The organism is Enterobacter sp. RHBSTW-01064, assembly GCF_014103035.1.
GTDB lineage: Bacteria > Pseudomonadota > Gammaproteobacteria > Enterobacterales > Enterobacteriaceae > Enterobacter > Enterobacter mori.
Window position 1 is genome coordinate 768899 of record NZ_JABXOU010000002.1, and the last position, 14802, is coordinate 783700.

The 14802-nt window shown below is 57.1% G+C and carries 12 protein-coding genes; 3 read left to right on the plus strand and 9 right to left on the minus strand.

Annotated features, from left to right (window positions below):
- Positions 1-7: 7 nt before the first annotated feature.
- From glgX to asd, 3 genes are all read right to left on the minus strand, one after another.
- Positions 8-1981 carry a glycogen debranching protein GlgX gene (gene glgX / locus HV355_RS09655; protein WP_182401705.1) on the minus strand — a complete coding sequence of 658 codons (1974 nt, stop codon included), beginning with the start codon at positions 1979-1981 and terminating at the stop codon, positions 8-10.
- Positions 1978-4164 carry a 1,4-alpha-glucan branching enzyme gene (gene glgB / locus HV355_RS09660; RefSeq protein WP_126816072.1) on the minus strand — a complete coding sequence of 729 codons (2187 nt, stop codon included), beginning with the start codon at positions 4162-4164 and terminating at the stop codon, positions 1978-1980. The genes glgX and glgB overlap by 4 nt, the downstream gene beginning before the upstream one ends.
- Positions 4165-4413: 249 nt before the next feature.
- Positions 4414-5517, minus strand: coding sequence for an aspartate-semialdehyde dehydrogenase (asd, locus tag HV355_RS09665; RefSeq protein ID WP_182401707.1), 1104 nt, complete (start codon positions 5515-5517; stop codon positions 4414-4416).
- Positions 5518-5694: 177 nt separating this feature from the next.
- On the opposite strand from asd, the gene yhgN reads away from it, so the two are divergent.
- Complete coding sequence (gene yhgN / locus HV355_RS09670) at positions 5695-6288, plus strand: NAAT family transporter YhgN (protein ID WP_003861574.1); 594 nt, start codon at positions 5695-5697, stop codon at positions 6286-6288.
- 162 nt (positions 6289-6450) lie between these two features.
- On the opposite strand, the gene gntU is transcribed toward yhgN, so the two are convergent.
- From gntU to HV355_RS09695, 5 genes are all read right to left on the minus strand, one after another.
- The gene (gntU, locus tag HV355_RS09675) at positions 6451-7791 is read right to left on the minus strand and encodes a gluconate transporter (RefSeq protein WP_010436459.1); all 1341 of its coding nucleotides are present in this window, start codon (positions 7789-7791) and stop codon (positions 6451-6453) included.
- A gap of 3 nt (positions 7792-7794) precedes the next feature.
- Complete coding sequence (gene gntK / locus HV355_RS09680) at positions 7795-8322, minus strand: gluconokinase (protein WP_010436461.1); 528 nt, start codon at positions 8320-8322, stop codon at positions 7795-7797.
- 126 nt (positions 8323-8448) lie between these two features.
- Entirely contained in the window at positions 8449-9444 is a 996-nt protein-coding gene (gene gntR, locus HV355_RS09685; RefSeq protein ID WP_089598541.1) for a gluconate operon transcriptional repressor GntR, read from the minus strand.
- 91 nt (positions 9445-9535) lie between these two features.
- Positions 9536-10231 carry a pirin family protein gene (locus HV355_RS09690; RefSeq protein WP_010436464.1) on the minus strand — a complete coding sequence of 232 codons (696 nt, stop codon included), beginning with the start codon at positions 10229-10231 and terminating at the stop codon, positions 9536-9538.
- Positions 10232-10354: 123 nt separating this feature from the next.
- Positions 10355-11392 carry an oxidoreductase gene (locus HV355_RS09695; protein ID WP_182401709.1) on the minus strand — a complete coding sequence of 346 codons (1038 nt, stop codon included), beginning with the start codon at positions 11390-11392 and terminating at the stop codon, positions 10355-10357.
- Positions 11393-11549: 157 nt separating this feature from the next.
- Between HV355_RS09695 and HV355_RS09700 the strand changes: the two genes are divergently transcribed.
- Complete coding sequence (locus HV355_RS09700; protein WP_108417701.1) at positions 11550-12194, plus strand: polymer-forming cytoskeletal protein; 645 nt, start codon at positions 11550-11552, stop codon at positions 12192-12194.
- A 220-nt stretch (positions 12195-12414) separates the two neighbouring features.
- Positions 12415-12903 carry an N-acetyltransferase gene (gene yhhY / locus HV355_RS09705; RefSeq protein WP_010436469.1) on the plus strand — a complete coding sequence of 163 codons (489 nt, stop codon included), beginning with the start codon at positions 12415-12417 and terminating at the stop codon, positions 12901-12903.
- Positions 12904-12991: 88 nt separating this feature from the next.
- Here the strand turns inward: yhhY and ggt are convergent, their stop codons facing one another.
- Positions 12992-14737, minus strand: a complete 1746-nt coding sequence (gene ggt / locus HV355_RS09710) for a gamma-glutamyltransferase (protein WP_182401710.1) — start codon at positions 14735-14737, stop codon at positions 12992-12994.
- Between the last annotated feature and the right edge of the window lie 65 nt (positions 14738-14802).

Here is a 14802-nt window from a genome sequence, read left to right on the forward strand (position 1 = left end):
TTTTTTATCATCTTTGGAATACGCACACTCCGTGCGCAGGCCCGTGCCAGACAGCCATAACAACCGGATTATCCGCTCCGGCAAAGGGGGGAACGGCTCGCCACTCCCCGTCAGGTAAAACAATCTCTGCGACGTCATCCGTCGCGTTCAGCGTGACCAGCCACGTATCCGAGAGCAGGATTTGCAGACAGGTTATGCCGTGTTGCCACTCTTGCGCGCTCAGCGGTTGCGCGTCTTTATTCAGCCAGCGAACGTTGCCGTCGCCCTCTTCCCACCAGCTGTCGGCGGTAAGCGCCGGGATTTGCTGGCGGAGGTGGATCAGCGCCGCGGTGAAATGGGTCAACCCGCTGTTTGCTTCTCCCCAGTCGAGCCAGGTTAAGGTGTTATCCTGGCAATAGGCGTTGTTGTTGCCGTGCTGGCTGTGGCCATGCTCGTCGCCCGCCAGCAGCATCGGCGTGCCCTGCGACAGTAAAAGCGTCGTCAGCAGCGCGTGAACGCTGGCGCGTCGCCGCTCGATCACGTCCAGACTTCCGCCTAACCCTTCTATACCATGGTTAAAGCTATGGTTATTGTTAGTCCCATCGCGATTCTCCTCACCGTTTGCCTCATTGTGTTTCTGATTGAAACAAACGCAGTCGCGAAGCGTGAAACCGTCGTGCGCCGTTACCAGGTTGATGGTGGCCGACGGACGTTTGCCGTCGCGCTTAAAGAGATCGCTGGAACCGGCAAAACGTCCTGCGAATTCCCCCAACGACAGATCGCGTGCCAGCCAGAAGCGGCGGATGGCATCGCGGTAGTGATCGTTCCACTCGGCAAACAGCGGCGGGAAATTTCCCACCTGATAGCCGCCCTCACCAATGTCCCACGGCTCGGCAATCAGCTTCACCTGCGACAACACCGGGCAATTTTTGATTGCCTCAAACAGCGGTGCCTGCTGGCTGAACGCCGGCGTGCGCCCCATGACGGGGGCCAGGTCGAAACGAAAACCGTCGACATGGAAGGTTTCCACCCAATATTTCAGGCACTCATACGCATAATGCGTCACCGCCGGATGGTTGAGATTGAGCGTGTTACCGCAGCCGGTCCAGTTCTCATAATCGCCATCTTCCCTGATCCAATAATAGCTACGGTTATCAATTCCGCGCTGCGAGAGCGTCGGGCCATCGAGATCGCTTTCGGCACTGTGGTTGAGCACCACATCCAGAATGACCTCAATGCCCGCCGCGTGGAGTGCCTTCACCGCATCGCGGAACTCGTCCCGGGCTTTTTCAGGATGGGCGGCATAGCGGGGTTCAAGGGCGAACATCGCCAGCGGGTTGTAACCCCAGTAGTTGCTCAGCCCAAGGCGCTGTAACCGCGGCTCGCTGGCGAAATGCGCCACGGGCAGCAGCTCCAGCGCGGTGATCCCTAAGTGCTTCAGGTAGGCAACCATGGTCGGATGCCCGAGCGCTTTATAGGTCCCGCGCATCTCTTTGGGAATCGACGGGTGCAGATACGTCAGCCCTTTCACATGCGCTTCGTAAATGACGGTATTGCCCCACGGCGTGCGCGGCGGGGCATCGTCTTCCCAGTCGTAGAGGTCGCTCACCACCACGCTTTTTGGCGCGAGCGGCGCACTGTCGCGGTGGTCGGGTTCACCGTAGCCGACGTGGAATATCGGGTCGTCTTTAAACTCGCCGTCCACACGGTGCGCACACGGGTCAATCAACAGCTTCGCCGGGTTAAACCAGTGTCCCTGTGCAGGTTCCCATGCGCCGTGAACGCGAAAACCGTAGTGCATTCCCGGACGCCCGCCGGACAGGTAACCGTGCCAGATATCCCCCGTGCGGGACGGTAAATCGTAACGGTGCTCGTTACCTTCCCCGTCAAACACACAGAGTTCTACCCGCTCCGCGTGCGCAGAAAAGAGCGTGAAGTTCACCCCCTTCCCGTCAAAGCGCGCCCCGAGCGGTTCGGGATTACCTGCCGTTAGCTGCGTCATTCCCCCTCCCGCACCAGCCAGATGGTGCTTAGCGGCGGCAGCGTCAGGCTCAGGGAATGAGGACGCCCGTGGCTTTCGAGAGCATCGCTCTGCACCAGACCGCCGTTACCCGCGTTGCTGCCGTGATAATGCATAGAATCGGTGTTCAGTATTTCGCGCCATTTCCCTGCCTGGTTAATGCCGAAGCGGTAATGTTCGCGCGGCACCGGCGTGAAATTGCTGGCAACGATAATTTCATTGCCCGCTTTATCGCGGCGCACAAAGACAAATACCGACCGTTCACGATCGTCCACCACCAGCCACTCGAAGCCGTACGGGTCAAAATCCAGCTCGTGCAGCGCTTTGTGGTGGCGATAGGTCAGGTTCAGGTCACGCACCAGACGCTGTACGCCGTGGTGCCAGTTGTCACCACCTTCCAGCAGGTGCCAGTCGAGGCTGGAATCGTGGTTCCACTCTCGGCCCTGCGCGAATTCATTGCCCATAAACAGCAGTTTCTTGCCCGGGAAAGCGAACATCCAGCCGTAGTAAGCGCGCAGGTTGGCAAACTTCTGCCACGCGTCGCCCGGCATGCGGTCAAGAATGGATTTTTTACCGTGCACCACTTCATCATGCGACAGCGGCAGCATGAAGTTTTCGGTGTAGTTGTAGAGCAGCCCGAAGGTGAGCTTGTCGTGGTGATACTGACGGTGAACCGGGTCGAGCTTCATGTAGTCGAGCGTGTCGTGCATCCAGCCCAGGTTCCACTTGTACCAGAAGCCCAGCCCACCCATTGACGGAGGGCGAGAGACGCCGGGGAAGTCGGTGGACTCTTCCGCCATCGTCACCGCGCCTTCCACCTGCTCGCCGAGAATGCGGTTGGTGTTGCGCAGGAACTCAATGGCTTCCAGATTTTCACGGCCGCCATACTCGTTCGGGATCCACTCCCCCTCTTTACGGCTGTAGTCGCGGTAGATCATCGACGCCACCGCATCGACGCGCAGGGCATCAATACCGAAGCGCTCGATCCAGTACAGCGCGTTGCCCACCAGGAAGTTCGTCACTTCACGGCGACCGTAGTTATAGATCAGCGTGTTCCAGTCCTGGTGATAGCCTTCGCGCGGGTCGCTGTGCTCGTACAGCTTCGTGCCGTCAAATTCCGACAAACTGAAATCATCAGACGGGAAGTGGCCGGGCACCCAGTCGAGGATCACGTTCAGCCCGGCGGCATGCGCGGCATTGATGAAATAGCGGAAATCATCGCGCGTGCCGAAGCGGCGCGTTGGCGCATACAGCCCGGTAGGCTGGTAGCCCCAGCTTCCGTCGAACGGGTGTTCGTTAATCGGCAGCAGCTCAAGGTGAGTAAAGCCCATCCATTTGGCGTACGGCACCAGCTGATCGGCCAATTCACGATAGCTGAGCCAGAAGTTATTATCGGTGTGGCGACGCCAGGAGCCGAGATGCACCTCATAGACGGAGATTGGCGCGTCGAAGCGGTTGGCCTGCTTGCGTTCTTCCGTCTGGACGATCTTCTCCGGCAGCCCACAAATCAGCGACGCGGTATCCGGGCGCATTTGCGCTTCAAAGGCATACGGGTCAGCTTTAATGCGCAGCTTGCCGTTGGCATCGATCATCTCGAACTTATAGAGCTGGCCGTTTTGCGCGCCAGGGATAAACAGCTCCCAGATGCCGGTTTCACGGCGCAGGCGCATCGGATGACGACGGCCATCCCAGTAGTTGAACTGCCCGACTACGGAAACCCGCCGGGCATTCGGTGCCCACACGGAAAAACGTGTGCCGGTGATCCCGTCCATGGTATCGGCATGCGCGCCCAGCGTTTCATAGGGCCGCAGGTGAGTCCCTTCGGACAACAGCCAGGCGTCCATCTCTTTCAGGAGCGGGCCGAAGCTGTAAGGGTCGTCAATCAGGTTCTGCTGACCGTGCCAGATGACGGCAAGCTGATAGCGAAAAGGGTTTTTACGACGGGGCATCACGCCCGAGAAGAAGCCACGAGAATCGAGGCATTCCAGATTGCCGACCTTGCGGCCGGTTTTGGGTTCTATCACCCAAACTTCTGTGGCATCCGGCAACAGCGCCCGAACTTCCAGTCCAGCCTCCGTTCGGTGCATCCCAAGCACAGAAAAGGGGTCAGCAAAATGACCCGCAATAAGCGCATTAATCACGTCTCTATCCACACGATCGGACATGGTATTCATCCTGTTTTTTATGTCGTCCTTTTTACGCGCTCCGGGACGACTTTTAATGTGACCTGAACGGGACAGCACAAATATGTGCATCCTTTCTGCTCCGTTCGAACCTCAGGTAAGAAATGACTCTTCCTTAAAGCATAGCCAACGCTCTAAATGACTCCTGATAAAAAATAAGACATCCGCGTGTTACTCCATGTAGTACGCAAAAAAAAGGGGTGAAAATCACCCCCGGTATTTAACAAATTATTACGCCAGCTGGCGCAGCATGCGGCGCAGCGGTTCGGCGGCACCCCACAGGAGCTGGTCGCCGACCGTGAACGCGGAAAGGTACTCCGGCCCCATGTTCAGCTTGCGCAGACGGCCAACCGGCGTGGTCAGCGTGCCGGTGACGGCTGCCGGGGTCAGTTCGCGCATGGTGATATCGCGATCGTTTGGCACCACTTTCGCCCACGGGTTGTGTGCGGCCAGCAGCTCTTCCACGGTCGGAATAGACACATCTTTTTTCAGTTTAATGGTGAAAGCCTGGCTGTGGCAGCGCAGCGCGCCGATACGCACGCAGAGGCCGTCAACCGGAATGGTGTTCGCGGTCGCGAGGATTTTGTTGGTCTCAGCCTGGCCCTTCCACTCTTCTCGGGTCTGGCCGTTATCCAGCTGTTTGTCGATCCATGGGATCAGGCCACCGGCCAGCGGTACGCAGAAGTTGTCCACCGGCAGCTCGCCGCTGCGGGTCAGCTGAGTGACCTTACGCTCGATATCAAGAATCGCGGACGCCGGGTTTGACAGCTCGGTCGCGACGCTCTGGTGCAGCTGGCCCATCTGGGTCAGCAGCTCGCGCATGTGACGCGCGCCGCCGCCGGACGCGGCCTGGTAGGTCGCCACGGAGACCCACTCCACCAGATCCTGCGCGAACAGGCCGCCGAGGGACATCAGCATCAGGCTGACGGTACAGTTACCGCCAACAAAGGTTTTCACGCCGTTGTTCAGACCGTCGGTGATCACGCCCTGGTTAACCGGGTCGAGAATGATGATGGCATCGTCCTTCATGCGCAGCGAAGAGGCCGCGTCAATCCAGTAGCCCTGCCAGCCGCTTTCACGCAGCTTTGGATAGATTTCGTTGGTATAATCGCCGCCCTGGCACGTCACAATAATGTCGAGTGCCTTCAGCGCTTCCAGATCGTAAGCATCCTGCAACGTGCCTGTGGTACCACCAAAGGACGGAGCAGCCTGGCCGAGCTGGGAAGTGGAGAAGAAGACCGGGCGGATAGCGTCGAAATCGCGCTCTTCAACCATGCGTTGCATGAGTACAGAGCCGACCATACCGCGCCAGCCGATAAAACCAACGTTTTTCATAGCATTTTTTTCCTGCTGAGGGTGTGTGCTGATTGTGCAAGCCAGTATTGAACTGGGATATGCTTCACATTACAAAATGCTGCCAAAGTCGCAAGCGAAATTAATCGATGATTGCCCGGCAATCAGAAATACAGCTAATTATCATAATAACCATAGAGAGTTTCAGGGATAATTTACATGAGTGAAATCATTTCCGCGGCGGTTTTATTGATCCTGATAATGGATCCACTGGGAAACCTGCCGATTTTCATGTCGGTGTTAAAGCACACCGAGCCGAAGCGCCGTCGGGCGATCATGATCCGCGAGCTGCTTATCGCCCTGCTGGTGATGTTTATCTTCCTGTTTGCCGGGGAGAAGATCCTCGCGTTCCTGAACCTGCGCGCCGAAACGGTCTCCATTTCCGGCGGGATTATTCTGTTCCTGATTGCCATCAAAATGATTTTCCCGAGCGCGGAAGGCAGCAGCAGCGGCCTGCCTGCGGGTGAAGAGCCGTTCATCGTGCCGCTGGCGATCCCGCTGGTTGCCGGGCCAACGATTCTGGCGACGCTGATGCTGTTGTCGCACCAGTATCCGAATCAGATGAGCCACCTGGTGATTGCCCTGCTGATTGCCTGGGGCGGGACGTTTATCATCCTGCTGCAGTCGTCGCTGTTCCTGCGCCTGCTGGGGGAGAAAGGGGTGAACGCCCTGGAGCGCCTGATGGGGCTGATTCTGGTGATGATGGCGACGCAGATGTTCCTGGATGGAATTCGCGCGTGGATGAAAGGGTGAGGATGTAAAAAAGCCGGGTGGCGCTTGCGCTTACCCGGCCTACGGGACCTGATTTTTTTGTAGGTCGGGTAAGGCGAAGCCGCCACCCGACTAACATACGGCCTCTGCGGCCTGTTGCCCTCACCCCAACCCTCTCCCACAGGGAGAGGGAGAAAACCAGGATTAGCTCAACAACGTAAACGCAATCATCCCGACAATCGCACCCGTCGTGCCGAGGATGGTTTCCATCAGCGTCCAGGTTTTCAGGGTTTGCGCTTCGGTGGCACCGGTAAATTTACCGAACAGCCAGAAGCCTGCGTCGTTCACGTGGGATACCACAATCGAACCGCCCGCGATACAGATAGACAGCGCCGCCATCTGCGCACCGGAGTAGTTCAGCTGTTCAATCACCGGCATCACCAGGCCCACCGCAGTTAAGCACGCCACGGTTGCGGAACCCTGGATGATACGCACCGCCGCCGCCAGTACGAAGCAGGTGACCGCAATCGGCAGGCCCATTCCGGTCAGCGCTTCGCCCAGAGCCGGGCCCACGCCGGAATCCACCAGCACCTGCTTGAACACGCCACCGGCACCGATCACCAGCAGGATGATACCCGCAGGCTGCAGCGCGGCACCGCAAATCTCCATCACGCGGTCTTTCGGCATCCCCTGACGCATTGCCAGGCCGTAAATCGCCACCAGACAGGCCACCAGAATCGCCGTGAACGGGTGGCCGATGAACTCAAACCACTCGTAAGCGCTGGAACCGACCGGCACAAAGCGCGCGGCGATGGTTTTCAGACCCACCAGCACCAGCGGGAGCAGGATCAGCGACAGGCTGAAGCCGAAGGAAGGCATTTTGCCCTCGCCCAGGTGCGGCTCGGTGATGTCATCAGGAATGTGCAGCTCAACGTAGCGGCTGATGAAGTTACCCCACAGCGGGCCGGCGATAATCATCCCCGGGATCGCGGCGCAGAGGCCAATGAGGATCATCCAGCCGAAGTCAGCGTGCATCTGGGAGGCCAGCAGCATCGGCGCAGGCCCTGGCAGCAGGAACGCCGCGGCCGCCGCCACGCCCGCAAACAGCGGAATGACCAGCTTCACGAGGTTCGTACCGGTATGGCGTGCCATCGAGAATGCGACGCTAATCAGCAGCACGACCGCCACTTCGAAGAAAAGCGGCAGCGCGCAAATCAGGCCAGCCAGACCAATCGCGTAGTGCGCGCGGCTGTGGCCGAAGGATTTCAGCATCTTGACGGCAATCTGATCGACCGCGCCCGTCTCGTGCAAAATCTTGCCAAACATCGCGCCGAGCGCGACCACAATCGCCAGGAAGCCCAGCGTGCCGCCCATCCCTTTTTCCATCGTCGCGGCGATCTTGTCGAGCGGCATACCGGAAAAGAGACCTGCACCAATAGAAACCACCATCAAAGCAACGAAGGCATGCATACGCGCCTTCATCACGAGAAACAGCAGCAGCAAAACGGAACCCACCGCTGTCAAAACAAGCGTTAATGTACTCAAAACTTACTGCCTTTTATTAATGACCTCGATGGTGCTGGCGACAACACCTTCCAGTGACTGATCGATATCAACCACTAAGACGTCCTGCTCATCCGCACCCGGCTCCTGCAGCGCTTCGAACTGCGTGACCAGCATCTGGGTTTTGAAGAAGTGACCTTTACGCGCCTTCAGACGGCTTTCAATCACCTCGAAATCGCCCTTCAGATAGATGAAGGAGAGGTTCGGGTTACCGTCGCGCAGCAGGTCGCGGTAGGTTTTTTTCAGCGCGGAGCAGACGATCAGGGAGACTTTGTTAGTACGCTGCATCGCAAAGGCGGCATCGTTCAGCGCCTGCAGCCACGGTTTGCGGTCGTCGTCGTTCAGCGGCTCGCCGGAGGCCATTTTCATGATGTTGCTGCGCGGATGGAGGAAGTCGCCATCAAGAAACGCAGCCTGAAGTTGATGCGCCACTTCGCTCGCCACGGCAGATTTACCGCTACCGGACACGCCCATCAGGACGTAAACGTGGTGATCGTGATTAGTCGTGCTCAAAGGGTGTCCCTCAGTCAATTGTTACGGGTAACAGTTATCGGTAACATTGTCCTGCCGGGGCAAAAGAGAAGCAATATCCAAACGTGCGCGAAGTGAATAAGTGTGAGCTACTTCAAATTTGTCGGATTAAATAGATCCACCCGGTGACAAGGTGAAACCTAAATCTAACATTTTAGGGGTAACTGCCTCACCACGAATGCGCGCCAGCAGGCGTTCTGCACCAATGCGGCCCATACGTTCACGCGGGGTCAGGACGCTCGCCAGACGCGGCTCCATCACCTGGCCGATGTCGTGGCCGTGGAAACCGGCAATCGCCATATCGTCGGGGATCTTCAGCCCCAGACGCTGGCACTCAAACGCCGCGCCGACCGCAAGGTCATCGTTGGTACAGAAAATACCGTCCAGTTGCGGATACTCGCGTCGCGCCTGACGCATCAGCTCAATACCCGAGGTGTAGGACGAGGATTGTTCCACCATCACGCTGTACGGGGTTAAACCGGCGTCGAGCATCGCCTGCTCGTATCCCTTCTGTTTGATGATAGTACGTTCATCAAGGCGTGCACCCAGATAGGCAATGTGGCGATGACCGCGCGCAATGATCGCCGCCGTCATCTGACGCGCCGCTTCAAAGTTATCGAACCCAACGGCGATATCGAGGCAAGGCGACTGGCTGTCCATCAGTTCCACCACCGGGATACCGGCCACTTCAATCATTTTGAGCGTGCGGGCAGTGTGGGTACGTTCCGTTAAAATCAGGCCGTCGATGTTCCAGGAAAGCATCGATTCAAGACGTTCCTCTTCCAGTTCCGGCTTGTACCCGTAGTGCGCGAGCATGGTCTGATAGCCAAAGGCGTCGGTCACGCTTTCGATTCCACGTAATACTTCAGCGAAAACCTGGTTGGTCAAGGAAGGAAGCAGGACGCCCACCGCACGGCTGGTCGCATTGGAGAGAATATCGGGTGCGCGGTTGGGGATATAACCCAGTTCATCAAGGGCAGCGGCAATCTTGCCACGTAACGCCACGGAAACCTGTTCCGGGTTACGTAAAAAACGGCTGACCGTCATTTTGGTCACACCGACGCGATCGGCGACATCCTGAAGTACGGGGCGTTTCTTTTTCATCGTCCTGAGAAATCTTGAAGTGAGAGATTTTCTCAGTTTATCACGGACAAAGCTCAACCTTCCCCGTTTAAAGGGAAGGTTGAGAAATTATTTATACCGGCGGCAGGTCAAACAGCAGGATTTCGCTTTCGCTGTCGGCATGCACGGAGAGCGCCTGCTCATCCCAGATGGCCAGACCATCGGCGGTTGTGGCTTTGGTGCCGTTGATGGACACGTCACCTTTCACCACCTGGATCCAGACGCGGCGGTTGGCGGCAATCTGATGCACGGACTGTTCGTCTTTTGCCAGCGCCCAGCGGTACAGCTCCATATCCTGATGCACTTTCAGAGAACCTTCACGCGCATCCGGGGACAGCACCAGCTGTTTGCCCTGTTTAGCGTCGAAGCGGCGCTGCTCGTAGCGCGGCGCGATGCCGGTCTCTTCTGGAATGATCCAGATTTGATACAGGTGCAGTTTTTCCGTTTTGCTCGGGTTGTACTCAGAGTGACGCACCCCGGTGCCCGCACTCATAATCTGGAACTCGCCCGCCGGAACCTGCTCTTCGTTACCCATGCTGTCTTTGTGCGCCACGGCACCTTCGAGCACATAGGTCAGGATTTCCATGTCTTTGTGCGGGTGGGTGCCGAAGCCCTGGCCTGCATCAATCACGTCGTCGTTAATCACGCGCAGTGCGGAGAAGCCCATGAAATTCGGGTCGTAGTAGTCGGCAAACGAGAATGAATGCCATGAGTCCAGCCAGCCATGATTCGCGTGACCACGTTCGTTTGCTTTGCGTAAGTAGATCATTGTTTTCACCCTCAGTTCGTTTCGATGGAGTAAGTGTGGACGCAAACCGCCTGGGATCATAGAGGGTGAAAATTGACTCCTCTGTTCAAAAATTATGAACAAGCACAGAGGAGCCGTTTTTGCTTATTTTGCGAGGGTTACCGTGGCAGGAGAAGCCTGCTCAAAGGCCCGTTCAAGGATTTCCAGGTTGGTCAGAACGTCAGATTCCTTGACGTAATTCGGCGTACCCGTGGTGAGCGTTTCATACAGCGCATCGTAAACGCGGCCATAGTCGCCTGGTTCCGGCTTGAGTTCTTCTTTTACTGTTGTGCCATCTGCCTTCACATACTCCAGCACGCCTACGGAATCATCCGCCGCAAAGCCCGGTTCGCCCGGCATGATGTTGGCCTTCAGGCTGGTTTCCTGCTGGTCGATGCCGTACTTGATAAACGAGCCTCGGGTGCCGTGAACGATAAATTTCGGATAGTCGATTTTCACCAGATGGCTGGTTTTGACGATGGCTTTCAGATCGCCGTAGAACAGCTGTGCTTCAAAGGTGTCGTCCGGGTTGGCTTTATTGCGCAGGCTGCGGATGTCGTACGCCACGTGGTCCGGGCGACCAAACAGGGAGATGATCTGGTCCATGGTGTGCACGCCCAGACCATAGAACGAGCCGTCCTGCGGCAGGCCGGGCTGGGTTTCCGCGACCGGACGGTAGTAGTCGAAGTGGCTTTCAATTTCCACAATGTCGCCGAGCTTGCCGCTCTCAATCGCCTTTTTCGCCGTCAGGAAGCAGCTGTCAAAACGGCGGTTCTGATACGGCGTCACGGTCAGCCCTTTGCTCTTCGCCAGCGCAAACAGTTCCTTCGCTTCTGCGATGGTCGGGGTGAACGGCTTTTCCACCAGCACGTTTTTGCCCGCTTCCAGCGCGCGCTTCGCGTAGTCGAAGTGGCTGTCGGCGTGGGTGCAGACAATGATCAGATTCACCTGCGGATCGTGAAGCACCTCGTTCAGATCGCTGGTGAAATGAATGTGGGAATACTGTGGAGACTGCTCTTCCGGCTTCGCACTGCGTCGGTAGATATGGGCGACGTGCCAGCTGTCTTTACGGTTGAGGACATAGGGTAGGTGATAGCGGGTGGTGCTTTTACCAAAGCCGATAAACGCACAGTTCAGGGTCATGGTTCCGTCCTTTTTGATCAGGTTTCTGTTTTCACTATAGCGATAAACTTGCCCAAAAGAATCCTAAAATGGCGGCACTTGCCTTGACCCTGCCGCTAAAAACCCCGATAAGGTGAAGGTCAAATCTATGCTCGCGAATGGAGTCGCGCCCATTTCTATGGAAAGGAAATATCTCGCCTTAAACAGTGCGCTTCTCTTCTGGTTGCTTTCGCTTGCCGCCTGGTGCTTCGCCGCCCGTCAACTCGCATGGCTCTTCGCAGCATTCTCTTTATTGGCTTTCACGCTTCCCCTGCTTATCAACCTGGGTAATGTTATGTTTAAAAAGAATAAAATTAATGAAATCAAGGTGCCAACTGCCCTTCCCCCGGCTCCTGTCATGGAAAAAGAACCTACCGCCACCGAGAAGCACGGCACCACGGTGATTGCCAACGACGTCCGCGTTGAAGGCAATATCGTTTCGACGGGTCACGTCTATGTGCACGGTGAGCTCATCGGCAATATTGCCTCTGAACAGAGTCTGATCAAAATCATGCGCGGGGGACGGGTTGAGGGAAACATCACCTGCCGCGAGCTGATTATTGACGGGGCCGTGACTGGCGAATGCCACAGCGATGCCATTGAAATCTGCGAAAACGGTGAGGTAACGGGAACGCTTTCCTACCGGGCGCTGGCCGTCAAAAAAGGGGGGATGTTTTCCGGTATTGCAGAGATGCTGCCTGCCGCTATCGAAAAGAACAACGTCGTTGGCCTGATCAAGGACAGCACCGCTGACGCTCCTGAAGCGTGCGAGCTTGCCAAATAATAAGCAAAAAAAAGCCAGCGAAACGCTGGCTAAAGTAATACTGGAAGCAATGTGAGCAATGTCGTGCTTTCAGGTTCCCGTAGCGGTCTTCCTGAATGCAGAGCAATAATAATCATTCTCATTCGCACTTGTCCACTTCTTTTTGCAAAAAATAGCGGTTGACTCAAATTTTAAAGTCACTGATGTTGGAAGGGACATTTAACTGACTGAGGAACAAGGAATGAGTGAGATAGTGATACGCCACGCAGAACCGAAAGATGCCGAAGCTTTACGCCAGAACTATATGCATCCGGGGGTGTATCACGATACGCTACAGCTACCTCATCCTTCCCTTGAACACTGGCAAGAGCGGCTTCATCCAAAACCTGGCCAAAAACGTCTGGTCGCCTGCATCGATGAAAACATCGTCGGTGACCTGGCGCTGCAGGTAGAAGCCAGCCCGCGACGCAGCCATGTGGCAACATTTGGTATCAGCGTTGCGGCGCACGCCCAGGGGCGCGGCGTGGGGAGCGCGCTCATGCGCGAGATGATCAACCTGTGCGATAACTGGATGCGCATCGAACGTATCGAGTTAACGGTTTTTGCCGATAACCCTGCTGCACTGGCGCTGTACCGGAAGTTTGGTTTTGAAATCGAAGGCACCGGCAGGAAATTTGCCCTGCGCAACGGCGAGTATGTGGATGCGTATTATATGGCGAGAATGAAGTAGTTTGTTGCCCTCACCCTAACCCTCTCCCACAGGGAGAGGGAATGAAACACGTAGGCCGGGTAAGGCGAAGCCGCCACCCGGCAATACATCAATACCCCGCCGTCAAATCATCCACCGAACGTGGATCCGATGCCCCAAACAGCGCCCCGTCCGGCCCCACCATAATGCTCTGGGTGCTGCCCATCGCCTCTTTCACCGCCACTTTTTGCCCGCGCTGTTCAAGCAGCTTAATGGTATCTGGGCTAAAGCCCTTCTCGACGCGCAGCTCGTCCGGCAGCCACTGGTGGTGGAAACGCGGGGCGTTGGTCGCTTCGGCTACGTTCATCCCAAAGTCGATGCTGTTCACCACCATCTGCAGCACGGTGGTAATAATTCGACTCCCGCCCGGGCTGCCGGTTACCAGCCAGGTTTTTCCGTCTTTCACCACGATGGTAGGCGACATGGACGAGAGCGGACGCTTCTTCGGCCCGACGGCGTTGGCATCACCGCCTACCAGCCCGTAAACGTTCGGCACACCCGGCTTGGCGGAGAAGTCATCCATCTCGTTGTTCAGCAGAATACCGCTGTTGCCCGCCACAATCCCGGTACCAAAGGTGGTATTCAGCGTATAGGTCACCGCCACCGCATTGCCGTCTTTATCCACCACCGAGAAGTGGGTGGTCTGATTGCTTTCATAAGGCGCCAGCTTGCCGGGGCGGATCTCGCTCGACGGCTTCGCCTTGTTGATGTCGATCTGGTCGGCCAGGGATTTGGCATAGGCTTTGTTGGTCAGCGCCTGCCACGGCACCTTCACGAAGTCCGGGTCGCCGAGGTACTCCGAGCGGTCGGCGTAGGCGCGTTTTTCCGCTTCCGCCATCACCTGCATGGCGTCCGCGCTGCCGAAGCCGAACTTGTGCATATCGAAGTTTTCCAGAATGTTGAGGATCTGCACGATGTGAATGCCCCCGGAAGACGGCGGCGGCATGGAGAAGACCTCGTAGCCGCGATAGGTGCCGCTAATCGGCTCGCGCTCCACCGCTTTGTACTCCGCCAGATCCGCTTTCGTGATTAGCCCACCGTTCTTTTGCATTTCATCGGCAATCTGGTCAGCAATCGCGCCTTTATAGAAGGCATCCGGGCCGTGTTCCGCAATCCGCTCCAGGCTGGTCGCCAGGTTCTTCTGCACCAGCTTATCGCCCTTCTTCAGCGGTTCGCCGTCTTTCCAGAAGATGGCCTTACTGTTTTCGTGATTCGGAATGACTTCACTGCCGTAGGTTTTGAGATCGTCCGCGAGCGCGTCATTCACCACAAAACCCTCGCGCGCCAGCTTGATGGCAGGCTGCACCACTTTGTTCAGCGGCAGCGTGCCGTATTTTTCCAGCGCCAGCGAGAAGCCCGCAACGGTGCCCGGCGTGCCGGAGGCGAGGTGCGAGGTCAGGGATTTCTTGCTGTCCGGGTTGCCCTGCTCGTCAAGGAACATATCGCGGGAGGCCTGATTCGGTGCCATCTCACGGAAGTCGATGGCGGTGGTTTTCCCGTCTTTGGTACGCAGCATCATAAACCCGCCGCCGCCGAGGTTACCCGCCTGCGGATGCGTGACCGCCAGCGCGTACCCGACCGCAACCGCCGCATCCACCGCGTTACCGCCCTGCTTCAGAATATCGACGCCCACCTGGGTTGCCAGCGCGTCAACCGAGGCCACCATGCCATGCGTCGCCCGCACGGGATGGAAAACGTCTTCCTCCACGCCGTAGGAGACGGGAGGCGCCGCGGGCGGGTTGGCCGCCACGCTAAATGTGCCGCCTGCCATCAGCGCGGCGATCGCTACCCAGCGCAAAAACGTTGGTTTCATCATTATTGTTCTCCAGGTGATGGGGTCCATACTCCCCGCTTAAGCCTGGTTCACAACTCCTAAAAAAT